Origin of the sequence: Comamonas sp. GCA5, from assembly GCF_036541385.1 — a bacterium.
Classification (GTDB): domain Bacteria; phylum Pseudomonadota; class Gammaproteobacteria; order Burkholderiales; family Burkholderiaceae_C; genus Comamonas; species Comamonas aquatica.
The window spans coordinates 54,308-67,776 of record NZ_JAZHFR010000004.1 but is presented as its reverse complement, the minus strand read 5'-3'; the positions used below and the strand labels follow the sequence as shown (position 1 = coordinate 67,776).

Annotated in this window: 10 protein-coding genes and 1 pseudogene; 3 read left to right on the top strand and 8 right to left on the bottom strand. The window is 65.9% G+C overall.

Annotated elements, in window-relative coordinates; translation table 11 throughout:
* Window positions 1-6: 6 nt before the first annotated feature.
* Window positions 7-1,155 carry a DNA-processing protein DprA gene (gene dprA / locus SJH88_RS01880; protein WP_274753478.1) on the top strand — a complete coding sequence of 383 codons (1,149 nt, stop codon included), beginning with the start codon at window positions 7-9 and terminating at the stop codon, window positions 1,153-1,155.
* A gap of 66 nt (window positions 1,156-1,221) precedes the next feature.
* Here the strand turns inward: dprA and secF are convergent, their stop codons facing one another.
* The 4 genes from secF to SJH88_RS01860 form a co-directional block, all read right to left on the bottom strand.
* Window positions 1,222-2,172, bottom strand: a complete 951-nt coding sequence (gene secF / locus SJH88_RS01875; RefSeq protein ID WP_045265847.1) for a protein translocase subunit SecF — start codon at window positions 2,170-2,172, stop codon at window positions 1,222-1,224.
* 11 nt (window positions 2,173-2,183) lie between these two features.
* Complete coding sequence (gene secD, locus SJH88_RS01870) at window positions 2,184-4,064, bottom strand: protein translocase subunit SecD (RefSeq protein ID WP_274753462.1); 1,881 nt, start codon at window positions 4,062-4,064, stop codon at window positions 2,184-2,186.
* 86 nt (window positions 4,065-4,150) lie between these two features.
* Window positions 4,151-4,486: a preprotein translocase subunit YajC gene (gene yajC / locus SJH88_RS01865; RefSeq protein WP_042418583.1), complete on the bottom strand. Its 336-nt coding sequence runs from the start codon at window positions 4,484-4,486 to the stop codon at window positions 4,151-4,153.
* Between the two features lie 293 nt (window positions 4,487-4,779).
* Window positions 4,780-8,403, bottom strand: coding sequence for an indolepyruvate ferredoxin oxidoreductase family protein (locus SJH88_RS01860; protein ID WP_274753461.1), 3,624 nt, complete (start codon window positions 8,401-8,403; stop codon window positions 4,780-4,782).
* 261 nt (window positions 8,404-8,664) lie between these two features.
* On the opposite strand from SJH88_RS01860, the gene SJH88_RS01855 reads away from it, so the two are divergent.
* Both SJH88_RS01855 and SJH88_RS01850 read left to right on the top strand, forming a co-directional pair.
* Window positions 8,665-9,147 carry an Lrp/AsnC family transcriptional regulator gene (locus tag SJH88_RS01855; protein ID WP_042418590.1) on the top strand — a complete coding sequence of 161 codons (483 nt, stop codon included), beginning with the start codon at window positions 8,665-8,667 and terminating at the stop codon, window positions 9,145-9,147.
* 70 nt (window positions 9,148-9,217) lie between these two features.
* Complete coding sequence (locus SJH88_RS01850) at window positions 9,218-10,879, top strand: MFS transporter (RefSeq protein ID WP_042418633.1); 1,662 nt, start codon at window positions 9,218-9,220, stop codon at window positions 10,877-10,879.
* Between the two features lie 348 nt (window positions 10,880-11,227).
* On the opposite strand, the gene SJH88_RS19750 is transcribed toward SJH88_RS01850, so the two are convergent.
* From SJH88_RS19750 to mltA, 4 genes and pseudogenes are all read right to left on the bottom strand, one after another.
* Window positions 11,228-11,662, bottom strand: a complete 435-nt coding sequence (locus SJH88_RS19750) for an IS1 family transposase (RefSeq protein WP_083215153.1) — start codon at window positions 11,660-11,662, stop codon at window positions 11,228-11,230.
* Entirely contained in the window at window positions 11,611-11,856 is a 246-nt protein-coding gene (locus SJH88_RS01845) for a hypothetical protein (protein WP_274753460.1), read from the bottom strand. The genes SJH88_RS19750 and SJH88_RS01845 overlap by 52 nt, the downstream gene beginning before the upstream one ends.
* 18 nt (window positions 11,857-11,874) lie before the next feature.
* A pseudogene (locus tag SJH88_RS19745) lies at window positions 11,875-11,967 on the bottom strand (transposase-like zinc-binding domain-containing protein); the annotation flags it as partial.
* Between the two features lie 111 nt (window positions 11,968-12,078).
* Window positions 12,079-13,320 carry a murein transglycosylase A gene (mltA, locus tag SJH88_RS01840; protein WP_420921707.1) on the bottom strand — a complete coding sequence of 414 codons (1,242 nt, stop codon included), beginning with the start codon at window positions 13,318-13,320 and terminating at the stop codon, window positions 12,079-12,081.
* Window positions 13,321-13,469 lie beyond the last annotated feature (149 nt).

The window sequence follows — 13,469 nt, the reverse complement described above, 5'->3', positions numbered from 1 at the left end:
CCGCCCCTGGAACACCCGGAGCTGGAAGCCTGGCTGCGCCTGTCCCTCACGCCCGGCGTGGGCAACGCGGCCGCACGCCGCCTGCTGGCACGTTTCGGCTCCGCCCCCGCCATCTTCCAGGCCTCGGTCACCGAGCTGCAGGACTGCGTCAGCCTGGCCCAGGCGGCCCAGCTGCGCCACGCGCCCGAAGGATTTGCCCAGGCCCTGTCCACCACCGGGCAGTGGCTGCAAGGGGCCGCCGAAGGTTGCAGCCACGCCCTGGTCACACTGGGCGACGTCCGCTACCCGGACAGCCTGCTGCACATCCCCGATCCCCCGTTGATGCTGTATGTGACCGGGCAGGCACGCTGGCTGCAGCGTCCGCAGCCATTGACACACAGTGCCCGCAGCCTGGCGATGGTTGGCTCCCGCAACCCCACGCCCCAGGGCGCTGACAACGCCCGGCAGTTTGCCCACAGCCTGGCCGACATGGGCTGGTGCATCGTCTCGGGCATGGCCCTGGGCATCGACGCCGCCGCACACGCCGGCGCCCTCGCCGCGGACACCACGGAAGTGCCAACCATCGCCGTCGTCGGCACCGGGGTGGACCGGGTCTACCCGCGCCAGCACAAGCAGCTGGCCCACCAGATTGCCGCGCACGGACTCATGCTCAGCGAGTTCCCGCTGGGGACACCGCCGATTGCCAGCAACTTCCCCAAGCGCAACCGCATCATCTCGGGGCTGTCCTGCGGCACCCTGGTGGTTGAGGCGGCGCTGGCATCCGGCTCGCTGATCACGGCTCGCACCGCCTCCGAGCAAGGGCGGGAGGTGTTTGCCATTCCGGGCTCCATCCACGCCCCACAGTCCCGCGGCTGCCATGCCCTGATCCAGCAGGGCGCCAAGTTGGTCACTTGCGCGCAGGACATCCTGGAGGAACTGCAGGGCCCCAGCAGCCAGCGGCCCCCAGCAGCGAGCGATGCCACGACCAGCGCCCCCGCTGCCGCCGAGCACCAGCTGCTGCAGGCCATGGGCTACGACCCCATCGGACTGGATGCCTTGTCCGCCCGCACCGGCTGGGGGGCGGCCGAGTTGCAGGCCCAGTTGCTGGAGCTGGAGCTGGAGGGCTGGCTGTCCCGCCTGCCTGGCGGGCTGTTCCAGCGCACGGCGCACGGCTGACACGGCCATGAAAAAAGGCACCCGAAGGTGCCTTTTGGTGTGAACAGCGTCGTGGCCACAGTGACCTTAGACCACGGCCCCGGCGTTGGGATCGTTCGGGTCCTGCTCCTGCTTGGTCGGCTTGACCAGGTCTTCGCGCTTGACGCCCAGCCACATCACGATGGCGGCGCCCACGAAGATGGACGAATAAATGCCGAACAAGATGCCGATGGTCAGCGCCAGCGAGAAGTAGTGCAGGCTGGGCCCCCCAAAGAAGAACATGGCCAGCACCATGGCTTCGGTCGACGCGTGGGTGATGATGGTCCGGCTCATGGTGGAGGTGATGGCGTGGTTGATCACGGCCTTGGTGTCCATCTTGCGCTGCTTGCGGAAGGTTTCGCGGATCCGGTCAAACACCACCACCGACTCGTTGACCGAGTAGCCCAGCACCGCCAGCACGCCGGCCAGCACGGGCAGCGAGAACTCCCACTGGAAGAACGCGAAGAAGCCCAGGATGATCACCACGTCGTGGAAGTTAGCGAAGGCGGCGGCCACGCCGAACTTCCACTCGAAACGGAAGGCCAAGTAGACGATGATGCCCAGCATCACCACGCCCAGGGCCAGCAAACCGTTGGTCACCAGTTCCTCGCCCACGGAGGGGCCGACGAACTCGGTGCGACGCAGGGTCACCTCGGGGTCCTCGGCCTTCAGCGCCACCATCACCTGCTCGCTCTGCTGGGCCGAGGTCACGTCCTTTTGCACGGGCATGCGGATCATCACGTCGCGCGCCGTCCCGAAGTTCTGCACCGTCACGTCGGTGTAGCCCTTGGCCTGGATGGTGTTGCGCACCTTCTCCAGGTCGGCAGGCTGGCTGTACGCCACCTCCATGACCGTGCCCCCGGTGAATTCCACGGACAGGTGCAGCCCCTTGGTCACCAGGAAGAACACCGCCAGCACGAAGGTGATGATGGAGATCGCGTTGAGCACCAACGCGTGCTTCATGAACGGAATGTCTTTGCGGATACGGAAGAGTTCCATGTCTTCCTCCTTTACTTCGCTTCTTCGACGGCCGAGCCGTCAGGGCGCCAGATGGTGCCGATGGACACGCTCTTGAGCTTCTTCTGGCGGCCGTACCAGAGGTTCACCAGCCCGCGCGAGAAGAACACGGCCGAGAACATGCTGGTGGCGATGCCGATGCAATGCACCACGGCAAAGCCGCGCACCGCGCCGGAGCCGAAGGCCAGCAGGGCCAGGCCCACGATCAGGGTGGTCAGGTTCGAGTCCAGGATGGTGGCCCAGGCGCGGTCATAGCCAGCGTGGATCGCCGCCTGCGGCGACATGCCCGAGCGCAGCTCTTCGCGGATGCGTTCGTTGATCAGCACGTTGGAGTCGATCGCCACACCAATCGCCAGCGCCATCGCGGCAATGCCGGGCAGCGTCAGCGTGGCCTGCAGCATGGACAGGATGGCCATCAGCAGCAACACGTTCACCCCCAGCGCCACGGTGGAGAACACCCCGAACAGGTGGTAGTAGATGCACATGAAGATGGCGATGGCGATGAAGCCCCAGACCACCGAGTTGATGCCACGGTCGATGTTCTCGGCACCCAGGCTGGGGCCGATGGTGTATTCCTCGATGATCTCCATGGGCGCTGCCAGCGAACCCGCACGCAGCAGCAGCGAGGTGTCATTGGCTTCCACGGTGGTCATGCGACCCGAGATCTGCACGCGGCCGCCACCGATTTCCGAGCGGATCACCGGTGCCGTCACGACCTCGCCCTTGCCCTTTTCGAACAGGATGATGGCCATGCGCTTGTTGATGTTCTCGCGCGTGATGTCCTTGAAGATGCGGGCGCCCTTGGCGTCCAGCACCAGGTTCACGGTGGGCTCCTGGGTCTGGCTGTCGAAGCCAGGCTGGGCGTCGGTCAGGTTCTCGCCGGTCAGGATGACCTGCTTCTTGACGATCACGGCGTTGCCGTTGCGGTCCAGGTAGCGCTCGGAACCAAAGGGCACGTTGCCCGAACCCATCTCGGCGGCGCGGCCTTCGGTGGATTCGTCGACCAGACGCAGCTCCAGCGTGGCGGTGCGACCCAGGATGTCCTTGGCCTTGGCCGTGTCCTGCACGCCCGGCAGCTGGACCACGATGCGGTCCAGGCCCTGCTGCTGGATCACGGGCTCGGCCACGCCCAGCTCGTTGATCCGGTTGTGCAGCGTGGTGATGTTCTGCTTGAGCGCCTGCTCCTGCACCTTGCGCAGGGATTCGGGCTTGATGGTGGCGCGCAGGCGGCCATCGGCGCCGGTGCTGGCTTCGGCCACTTGCAGGTCCGGGAACTGGTCCGTGATCAGATTGCGGGTCGCCGTCATGCTGGCGTCGTCGCGCAGGCGGATCTCGATCGCCTGGCCATCGCGGTTGATGCCGCCGTGGCGGATGTTCTTGTCGCGCATCATGGTGCGCAGGTCACCGGCCAGCGAATCGGCACGCTTGGTCAGCGCCGCCTGCATGTCCACCTGCAGCATGAAGTGCACGCCACCGCGCAAGTCCAGGCCCAGGTACATGGGATGTGCGCCCAGGGACGACAGCCACTGCGGCGAGCGCGACACCAGGTTCAGCGCCACGATGTAGGCGGGGTCCGAGGCGTCGGTGATCAGCGCACGCTCGATCACGTCCTTGGCCTTGAGCTGTTCGTCCGGCGTGTTGAAGCGCGCGCGCACGGACGAGCCTTCCAGGCTCAGGATGTCGGGCGACAGCGAGGCCGCCTGCAGCGCGCTTTGCACGCGGGCCAGCACGCCCTCGTCGACCTTGACGGTGGATTTGGCCGAGGACACCTGCACCGCAGGGGCCTCGCCGAAGAAATTGGGCAGGGTGTAGATCACCCCAATGAGTAGCGCGACCACAAGGATCGCGTACTTCCAGACCGGGTATCGGTTCATGATCGCGCTCTATCTCTCACGCAGGAAACAGGGCGCGGCATGCCTGGGAAAGCCCACCGGCCCACTCGATCAGCGAATGCGGCTGATTACTTGACGGAGCCCTTGGGCAGCACTTGCACCACGGCGCTGCGCTGGATCTGCACCTTCACGCCGGACGCGATCTCGATGAACAGGAACTGCTCGTCCAGGTCCACCACGCGGCCCAGGATGCCACCGGCGGTGGCCACTTCGTCGCCCTTGGCCAAGGCTTCCACCATGGAGCGGTGTTCCTTCTGGCGCTTCATCTGGGGACGAATCATCACGAAGTACAGCACCACGAACATCAGCACCAGGGGCAGCATGCCGGTCAGCGAGGACATCATGTCACCGCCACCAGCGGCAGCAGCAGGAGCGGTTTGGGCAAAGGCAGAAGAAATAAACACGGACGAACTCCAAAGCGGAATGGGTCAAAAAAAGAACAGGCCATCCGGCCTGCCAAGCGCTACAGCATAGCCGAGCACAAGTCAACGAAGCATTGTATGCGTGCGCCTTGGGAGCCGCCGGGGCTAAACCTGAGTCCGGGCCGGTGTTTGCCGGCCCGGGTTTTTCAAGCCAAATCGTGCTCTGACGCGCATCCAGCATGCGTGAGCAGCTATGGTTTAAATATTTTCAGCCGGCACGGCCACGCCGCCGTCCGCCGGACGGGGCACGGTGCCCCCCCCGCGCCCCACCCGTTTCAGGCCCGGTGCTGGGCGCCGGGCTGCGGGGCCTGCCACTGCTGCATCAGGCCCTGCCATTTGCTGCGCGCCGCCGCCAGGTGGCGCTCCTTCACGTGGCCGTAGCCGCGGATGTCCTCGGGGATGCGCGCAATCTGCACCGCCAGCTCCAGCTTGTCGGCCGTCAACTGCGGCAGCAGCTGCGTGATGCAGTCGCGGTACTCAACGATCAGCGCCCGCTCGGTCTGGCGCTCGGCCGTGCGGCCAAACAGGTCCAGCGGGGTGCCGCGCAGGCCCTTGAGCTTGGCCAGCACACCGAACGCGCTGCGGATCCAGGGCTGGTAGGACTTTTTCACCAGATGGCCCTGAGCGTCTTTGTCGGCCGACAGCGGGGGCGCCAGGTGGTGCACCAGCTTGTAGTCACCGTCGAACATGTCGGCGATCTTGGCGGTGAAGGCCGGGTCGGTGTGCAGGCGTGCCACCTCGTACTCGTCCTTGTACGCCATCAGCTTGAACAGGTAGCGGGCCACGGCCTCGGTCAGCCGGGTCGAGCTGCCCAGCCGCCCTTCCGCCGCCTGCACCTGGTCCACGAAGCTGCGGTACTGCGCCGCATAGGCCGCGTTCTGGTAGCCCGTCAGGAACTGCTCGCGCTGGGCCACCAGCTCCTGCAGGCCGGTCTTCTTCACGAACTGGATGACCTGGGCCGTGCGGTACAGGGCCTCGACCTCGGCCAGATTGTGGGCGCAGCGGCGCCCCCACTCGAAAGCGGCCTGGTTGTTGGCCACCTGCACGCCGTTGAGCTCCATGGCGCGCATCAGTGCGGCGCGGGTCAGTGGCACCCGGCCCTTTTGCCAGGCATAGCCCAGCATCAGCGGGTTGGTGTAGATGCTGTCGCCCAGCAGCTGCACAGCGGCCTGCTCGGCGTCAAAGCAGCCGACCAGACCCGGGCCCACGGCCCCGGCGATCGCCGCCTCGCAGCTGCCACCGGGGAACTGCCAGTCGGGGTTGTGCACGAACGCCGCTGTGGGCGTGCCGTGGCTGTTGAGCGCCACGAAGGTGCGGCCGTTCTGCATGACCGCCAGCGAGGCCTTGTTGGCCGCCACGATGGGGTCGCAGCCGATCACTAGGTCGGCCTTGGCCATGTCGACCTTGGTGGTGTAGATGGCCTCGGGCCGGTTGGCGATCTGGATGTGGCTCCAGGTGGCGCCGCCCTTTTGTGCCAGCCCCCCGGCGTCCTGCGTGATCACGCCCTTGCCCTCCAGGTGCGCGGCCATGCCCAGCAGGGAGCCGATGGTGATCACGCCGGTGCCACCCACACCGCCGACCACGATGCCCCAGGCGGTGTCGGCCCTGGGCAGCTGGGGTTCTGGGATGGCGGGCAGGGACGACAGATCGCCCTTCTTCTCCTTCTTAGGCTTCTTCAGCGTGCCGCCTTCGACGGTGACAAAGCTGGGGCAGAAGCCGTTGACGCAGGAATAGTCCTTGTTGCAGGTGTTCTGGTTGATGCGGCGCTTGCGCCCGAACGGGGTTTCCACGGGCTCCACCGACAGGCAGTTGGACTGCACCGAGCAGTCGCCGCAGCCCTCGCACACCAGCTCGTTGATGACCACGGTCTTGTCCGGCGTGGCCAGCGTGCCGCGCTTGCGGCGGCGGCGCTTTTCGGTGGCGCAGGTCTGGTCGTAGATGATGGCCGCGCACCCGGGGATGGCGCGGAACTCACGCTGGATGCGGTCCAGCTCGTCGCGGTGGAACACCTCGATGCCGGCGGGCAGGTCGTTGATCAGCTCCTGGTGCTGGGCACGCGCCGGGTTGGCGTCGATGTGGTGCGTGCGGCCATGGTATTTGCTGGGGTCGTCGGTCACCACCACCAGCTTGACCACACCCTCGGCGCGCAGACTGTGCGCGATCTGCGCCACGGAGTGGCCCTCGGGCCGCTCGCCCACGGTCTGGCCGCCGGTCATGGCCACGGCGTCGTTGTACAGGATCTTGTAGGTGATGTTCACCCCGGCCGCAATGCTCTGGCGGATGGCCAGCAACCCGCTGTGGAAGTAGGTGCCGTCGCCCAGGTTGGCAAACACATGGGCTTCCTGGGTGAAGGGCGACTGGCCGACCCAGGTCACGCCCTCGCCGCCCATCTGCGTGAAGGTGCTGGTGTTGCGGTCGGGCATCCAGGTGGTCATGTAGTGGCAGCCAATGCCGGCCACGGCGCGCGAGCCTTCGGGCACGCGGGTGCTGGTGTTGTGCGGGCAGCCGCTGCAGAACCAGGGCGTGCGGTCATTGCCGCCGGCAGGCAGCTCGGCCAGGGCCCGCTCGCGCGCGGCGATCACGGCCAGGCGTTGCTCCATGCGCGCCTCGATGTCGGCCGGCACGCCCAGCTTCTTCAGGCGCTTGGCAATGGCCTGGGCAATGATGGCCGGCGTCAGGTCGGCCTTGGGGCGCAGCAGCCAGTTCTGGCTGGGGTTGGGCATGCTCCATTCGCCGCCGGAGTCGTCGCCGGGCTGCTCGTCGAACTTGCCCAGCACGTTGGGGCGCACGTCGGGCCGCCAGTTGTAGAGCTCTTCCTTGAGCTGGTATTCAATGACCTGGCGCTTTTCCTCGACCACCAGGATTTCCTGCAGGCCCTGGGCGAAGTCGCGGGTGATCGACGCCTCCAGCGGCCAGACCACGTTCACCTTGTGCACGCGGATGCCCAGCTGGCGGCAGACCGCATCGTCCAGCCCCAGGTCGACCAGGGCCTGGCGCATGTCGTTGTAGGCCTTGCCGCTGGCGATCAGGCCAAAGCGGTCGTTGGCGCCCTGCACCACGTTGTAGTTCAGCTTGTTGGCGCGCACATAGGCCAGCGCGGCGTACCACTTGTAGTCCATGAGCCGCGCTTCCTGCTCCAGCGGCGCATCGGGCCAGCGGATGTGCAGGCCGCCGGGTGGCATCTGGAAGTCTTCGGGCAGGACGATGTTCACGCGGTCCGGATCGACAGCAATGCTGGCCGAGGACTCCACCACCTCCTGGATGGTCTTCATGCCCGACCACAGGCCCGAGAAGCGGCTCATGGCGAAGGCGTGCAGCCCCATGTCCAGGATGTCCTGCACATTGCTGGGGAAGAACACCGGCGTGCCGCAGGCCTTGAAGATGTGGTCGCTCTGGTGGGCGGCGGTGGACGATTTGCTGATGTGGTCGTCGCCCGCAATCGCGATCACGCCGCCATGCTGGGCTGTGCCAGCCATGTTGGCGTGCTTGAACACGTCGGAGCAGCGGTCCACGCCCGGACCCTTGCCGTACCAGATGCCGAACACGCCGTCGTATTTCTTGGTCTGCGGGTACAGGTCCAGCTGCTGCGTGCCCCAGACGGCCGTGGCGGCCAGTTCCTCGTTGACGCCGGGCTGGAAGACGATGTGCTGGGCCTCCAGGTGCTTTTTGGCCGCCCACAGCGACTGGTCGTAGGTGCCCAGGGGCGAGCCCCGGTAGCCGCTGATGAAACCGGCGGTGTTCAGGCCGTGCTTGGCATCACGCTGGCGCTGCAGCATGGGCAGGCGCACCAGGGCCTGCACGCCGCTCATGAAGGCGCGGCCGCGCTCCAGGGTGTATTTGTCATCGAGCGTGATGCTTTCCAGCGCGCGGCGGGTGACGTCGTCCAGCGGGGCGTTCATTGCACACCTCCTGCGCAGGGGTGTGCACCGTGGTGCCATAGGTCGCCAAAACTGGCGGGGGCGTGCGCGCACAGCGCGACGTCATTGCGTGGGGCCTTCATCTTGTGTCTCCTGGTGTGAGGCCTGGCTCATGACCGGCCTCTTCTTGTGTCTGTGTCGATGACGTGAATCAAGTGTAGAAGTCCCGTTCGGGTAAGTGATTGCTTTTTTTGCCCTTCAAATCCACTATTGAGCAAGAATCTTGCTCAAACAAGGGTTAACGTGAATCAATTGGACAAATTTGACCTGGCCATCCTGACCCACCTGCAGGCCGACGGACGCCTCACCAACGCCGAGCTGGCGCAGCGCGTCGGCCTGTCCGCCGCCCCCTGCTGGCGCCGTGTGCGGGCGCTGGAGGCGGCCGGCTACATCCTGGGCTACCACGCTGCCATCGATCGCCACAAGATCGGCCTGGGCGTGCTGGCCTTTGTGCGCATCGATGCGGAAATCAGCTCCGGCGCCCGCACGCGTGAAATGGAAGAGGCCATCCGCGCCATCCCGGAGGTGGTGACCTGCCACTACATCAGCGGCAAGGGCATGTTCGAGCTGCAGGTGGTGGCCAAGGACCTGGAGAGCTTTTCGCAGTTCACGCGCCGCGTGCTGCTGAACCTGCCGAACGTGAAGGACATGCACACCAGCTTTTCGCTGGGCGAGGTCAAGGCCAGCCCCGTCTGGCCAATGCCCCCCGTGCCCTCCGGGCTATAGCGCCCCAGGGCTTGGACCCTGTCCAAACCTGGACTGCAAGAAAATGCCGCTGCCGCGACAATCGCCGGTGATGCCAGACCACCAAGCCCCCCCGTCACACACGCCCCAGCCGGGGCGGATTCTTGAAGAACCGGGTGCCACGCCCAGCACGCAGGCTGCCAAGCCCGTGTCTACCTGGGCACCGCTGGCGGCCTCGCCCAGCTTCCGCATGCTCTGGGGCGTCACGCTGGCCGCCAACATCTGCATGTGGATGAACGATGTGGCCGCAGCCTGGATGATGACCTCACTGACCACCTCGCCGGTGCTGGTGGCCCTGGTGCAGACGGCGTCCACCCTGCCGGTCTTTTTGCTGGGCCTGCCCAGCGGCGCGCTGGCCGACATCCTGGACCGCCGCCGCTACGTGATTGCCACGCAGTTCCTGGTGGCCACGGTGGCGGTGCTGCTGTGCATCACCGTGGCCATGGGCTGGATGACGGCGCCGCTGCTGCTGGCCCTCACGTTTGCCAACGGCATTGGTACGGCCATGCGCTGGCCGGTGTTCTCGGCCCTGCTGCCGGAGATGGTCAGCAAGTCCCACCTGCCCTCGGCCATGGCCCTCAACGGCGTGGCCATGAACGCCTCGCGCATCATCGGCCCGCTGGTGGCCGGCGGCATCATCGCCAGCCTGGGCAGCGCCTGGGTGTTTGTGCTGAATGCCGTGCTGTCCATCATCTCGGGCATCGTGCTGGTGCGCTGGAAGCGCCACCAGCCCGAGAACCCGCTGGGCCGCGAGCGCCTGCACAGCGCGATGCGCGTGGGCCTGCAGTTCGTCAAGGAATCGCCGCGCATGCGCGCCGTGATCGCGCGCACCGTGGCCTTCTTCTTCATGTCTACGGCCATCATGGCGCTGCTGCCGTTGACGGCCCAGCGCTTCGAGGGGCACTTCGTCGGCGGCGCCGGTACCTTCACCATCCTGCTGGCCTCCATGGGCGCGGGGGCCATCGTCAGCGCCATGTTCCTGCCGCGCCTGCGCCAGGCGCTGGGCGAGAAGCTGGTCATCGTCGGCACCTGCACCATGGCGCTGGCCACCGTGGGCATCGCCCTGGTGCCGCACCTGCTGCTGGCCATCGCCTGCATGATGGTCGCGGGCATGGCGCTGATCTCCACCGCCAACAGCCTGGGCGTGAAGGCCCAGATGGCCCTGCCCAACTGGGTGCGGGCGCGCGGCATGGCCGCCTACCAGATGTCCATCATGGGCGGCACGGCCATCGGCGCGGCACTGTGGGGCAAGGTGGCCTCGCTGACCAGCGTGCCCACCAGCCTGCTGTGCGCCGCGGCCACCGGCGTGCTGGTGATGCTGCTGGTGCAGCGCCTGGTGACCGAGCGCCAGGCGCTGGAAGACCTGAGCCCCTCCAAGGCCTGGACACCGCCCACGCACGACCAACCCGAAAGCGGCCGCGTGGTGGTGCAGATCGAATACCGCATCAACCCGGCCAAGGCCAAACGCTTTCGCACGCTGATGCAGGAAAGCCGCCGCAGCCGCCTGCGCCAGGGCGCCGTGGGCTGGAGCCTGCTGCACAGCATGGAGCAGCCCGAGCGCTATGTGGAACAGATCGTGGACGAATCCTGGACCGAGCACCTGCGCCGCTTCGAACGCGTCACGGCCGCCGACGTGGCCCTGCGCGAACGCAAGCTGGCCTTCCATGTGCTGGACCAGCCGCCGCGCGTGAGCCGCTTTTTCGAAACCGACTGAAGCGCACCCGGTCGCGCGTGGCGGCCCGGGAAGCGCTGAAGGGGCCTGCAAGACGCCCCCGCGCTGCGTGGCTGGACCGCCGGCTCGTACGGCCCCGCCTGCATACGGCATACGGCATACGGCATACGGCTTGCGGCTTGCGGCTTGCGGCTTGCGGCTTGCGGCTTGCGGCTTGCGGCTTGCGGCGCCATCGTGACCACCGTCCTGCGGTGTACGCGACCATGCGCCACGCTGGCGCGGCACAAAAAAAGGCTGCCGAAGCAGCCTGGGTGCGGAGGAGGAAAGATTCGCAGAAATGAGAGCTGGCAGCGCTCATCCCACCATGCTTTCAAAGAAAAAACGGGATTGCTAAATAGGTATTTGAATATCGTGATCCCACAATCGTTTGCTCAGCAAGTACCCTGTTTGGGGCTTCAACGATGCCCCAAACTTGCGCTGCCAGACAAATAGCAGCGAATGCAAGAGCGCGGTAGCGCTCTTGCTATATGCATGCGTCTTTCTCCCAAGCCGAGCCAAGTACCAACGCAACTTATTGTTCAGACTCTCAATGTGATGGGTATGAGCCTTGCCTACCGTGTGCTGCTCAACCTTGATGATGGCCTTATAAGGCCGATGTGCATCCGTGCAGTAATGGATATGCGCATCCATAGGTAGTTGAGGCTGCAGCACTTTGGCTGTTTTCGCTCCTCGCTCCCCAAGTGCGAAACCGACGATCTGGTGACTTGCCCTGTCTATTGCCCACCACAGCCAGATGGGCTGTTTTTTGAGCCCACATAACTCCACATCTCATCGGCCTCAATGACCGCTAGATCTTTGGCTGTTGGCGCTTGAAGTGCTTTGCCAGCAACTTCTTTGCGCACCCAACCCAACACTGCGTTGTGGCTCACGTGCAATAGACGTTCGATTTTTCTTGCGGCAATACCTTCGGCATACATCGCCAAGGCCAGAGCTTTGGTCTTTGGATCGATGAGGCGCAAGTCCTTGTCACCAAAGGTTCGGCGACATCCCATGCACATCCATCTTTGTCGTTTGTGGCGGCTCAGGCCAATCTTTTGTGTGTGATGGTGATTGCAGCGAGGGCATTGCATGGCGAAACGTAAAAGGCAGGGAATATAGCGCTTGGCGCCATCTCCATACCTCATGCGCAATCCCGAAAAAACACCTTGAAAGCGTCAGCAGACGAGCACCAGCCGCTCTGTTTATTGCTGCGGCACCGGCAGGCCCTTGGGCCACAGCGCCCACAGCCGCAGCGGCTGCTTGATGCGCCCGGCCAGATCCCCGGCGCTCTTGCCCCAACCCATGAAATAGTCGGCCCGCACCGCGCCCACGATGGCGCTGCCCGTGTCCTGCGCCATCACCAGGCGCTTGTATTCCACCTCCATGCCCTTGGAATACAGCCACACCGGCGTGCCATAGGGGATGCTGCCGCGGTCCACCGCGATGGAGCGCCCCGGCGTCAGCGGCACGCCCTGCGCGCCCTTGGGGCCGAAGGCCGCGTCCAGGCCTTCCAGCGGCTCTTCCTTGAAGAACACATAGCGCGGGTTGCTCCACAGCATTTCCTGCACCCGCCCCGGGTTCGCAGCAATCCAGGCACTGATGCCGGGCCAGCTGGCGTCGGTGATCAGGCCCCGGTCCAGCAGCCAGCGGCCCACGCTCTTGTAGGGCTGGTCGTTGGTGCCCGCATACGCCAGACGGATCTGGCGCACGCTGCCATCGGGCTCGGTGATGCGCAGCCGGCCCGAGCCCTGGATGTGCAGCACCAGGGCCTCGACCGGGTCATTCAGCCAGGCGATCTCGCGCCCGGCCAGCGCGGCCTGGGCCTCCGGCAACGTCTCGATCTGCTGGCGCGTGTACCAGGGCTTGCGTGTGCCCAAGCTCTGCGGCGTGCGGTACAGCGGGATATTGAACTCGGCCGTGCGCACGCGCGAGCCGACCATCTCGGGCTCGTAGTACGAGGTCAGCATGCCTTCCGAGCGGCCATCCAGCGACTCCACGCGGTACGGCTGCAGCTGCGTCTGCAGCCAGTGGCGCTGCTCGGCCGGGCTGGCAATGCTCAGGCGGCGCACGTCCTTGCACAGGCCCGCCAGGGCGGCGTGGGGCCGCTCGCAGTTGCGCAGCCAGGCGTTCCAGGCTTCGTGCAGGGCGTCGTCGTCAAAGCCTGGCAGCTCGGCCCAGCGCACCGGCAGCCAACGGCTCTTGGCGCGCAGCGAGGGCGGGCCCAGCGGGGCCGTATCAATGACCGCCCCCGTGGGGAAACTGGTGCTCGGACCGTCTTGGGAGGAGGTGGCAGGGGGAACCCGGGGGCCGGAGGAGCAGGCGGCGAGGGTGCCTACAATCAGCGCCATCGACACACGAAGCAGGAGAGATACGGTCATGGGCCTGATTTTGCTTGAAGCTTTGCTGGCTTTGGTGATTTTGCTGGGCATTGTCTGGTGGACCATGTTCCAGGGTCGCAGCAAGGGGGAACTCCCCCCCCAGGACGAACCCCGCGACCCGCACTGAGGCCGCGCCGCAAAGGCAAATTCCTACGCCCGGCATCTGGCGTGACCGATAGACCTGGTCGTGGCGATTCACACAATGGTCCCACGCA

Coding starts and splice junctions, on each gene's coding strand:
- SJH88_RS01850 (WP_042418633.1), top strand. CDS start 9,218: ATGCCAGACCACCAAGCCCCCCCGTCACACACGCCCCAGCCGGGGCGG.
- secF (WP_045265847.1), bottom strand. CDS start 2,172: ATGGAACTCTTCCGTATCCGCAAAGACATTCCGTTCATGAAGCACGCG.
- secD (WP_274753462.1), bottom strand. CDS start 4,064: ATGAACCGATACCCGGTCTGGAAGTACGCGATCCTTGTGGTCGCGCTA.
- SJH88_RS01860 (WP_274753461.1), bottom strand. CDS start 8,403: ATGAACGCCCCGCTGGACGACGTCACCCGCCGCGCGCTGGAAAGCATC.
- mltA (WP_420921707.1), bottom strand. CDS start 13,320: ATGGTCCACCAGACAATGCCCAGCAAAATCACCAAAGCCAGCAAAGCT.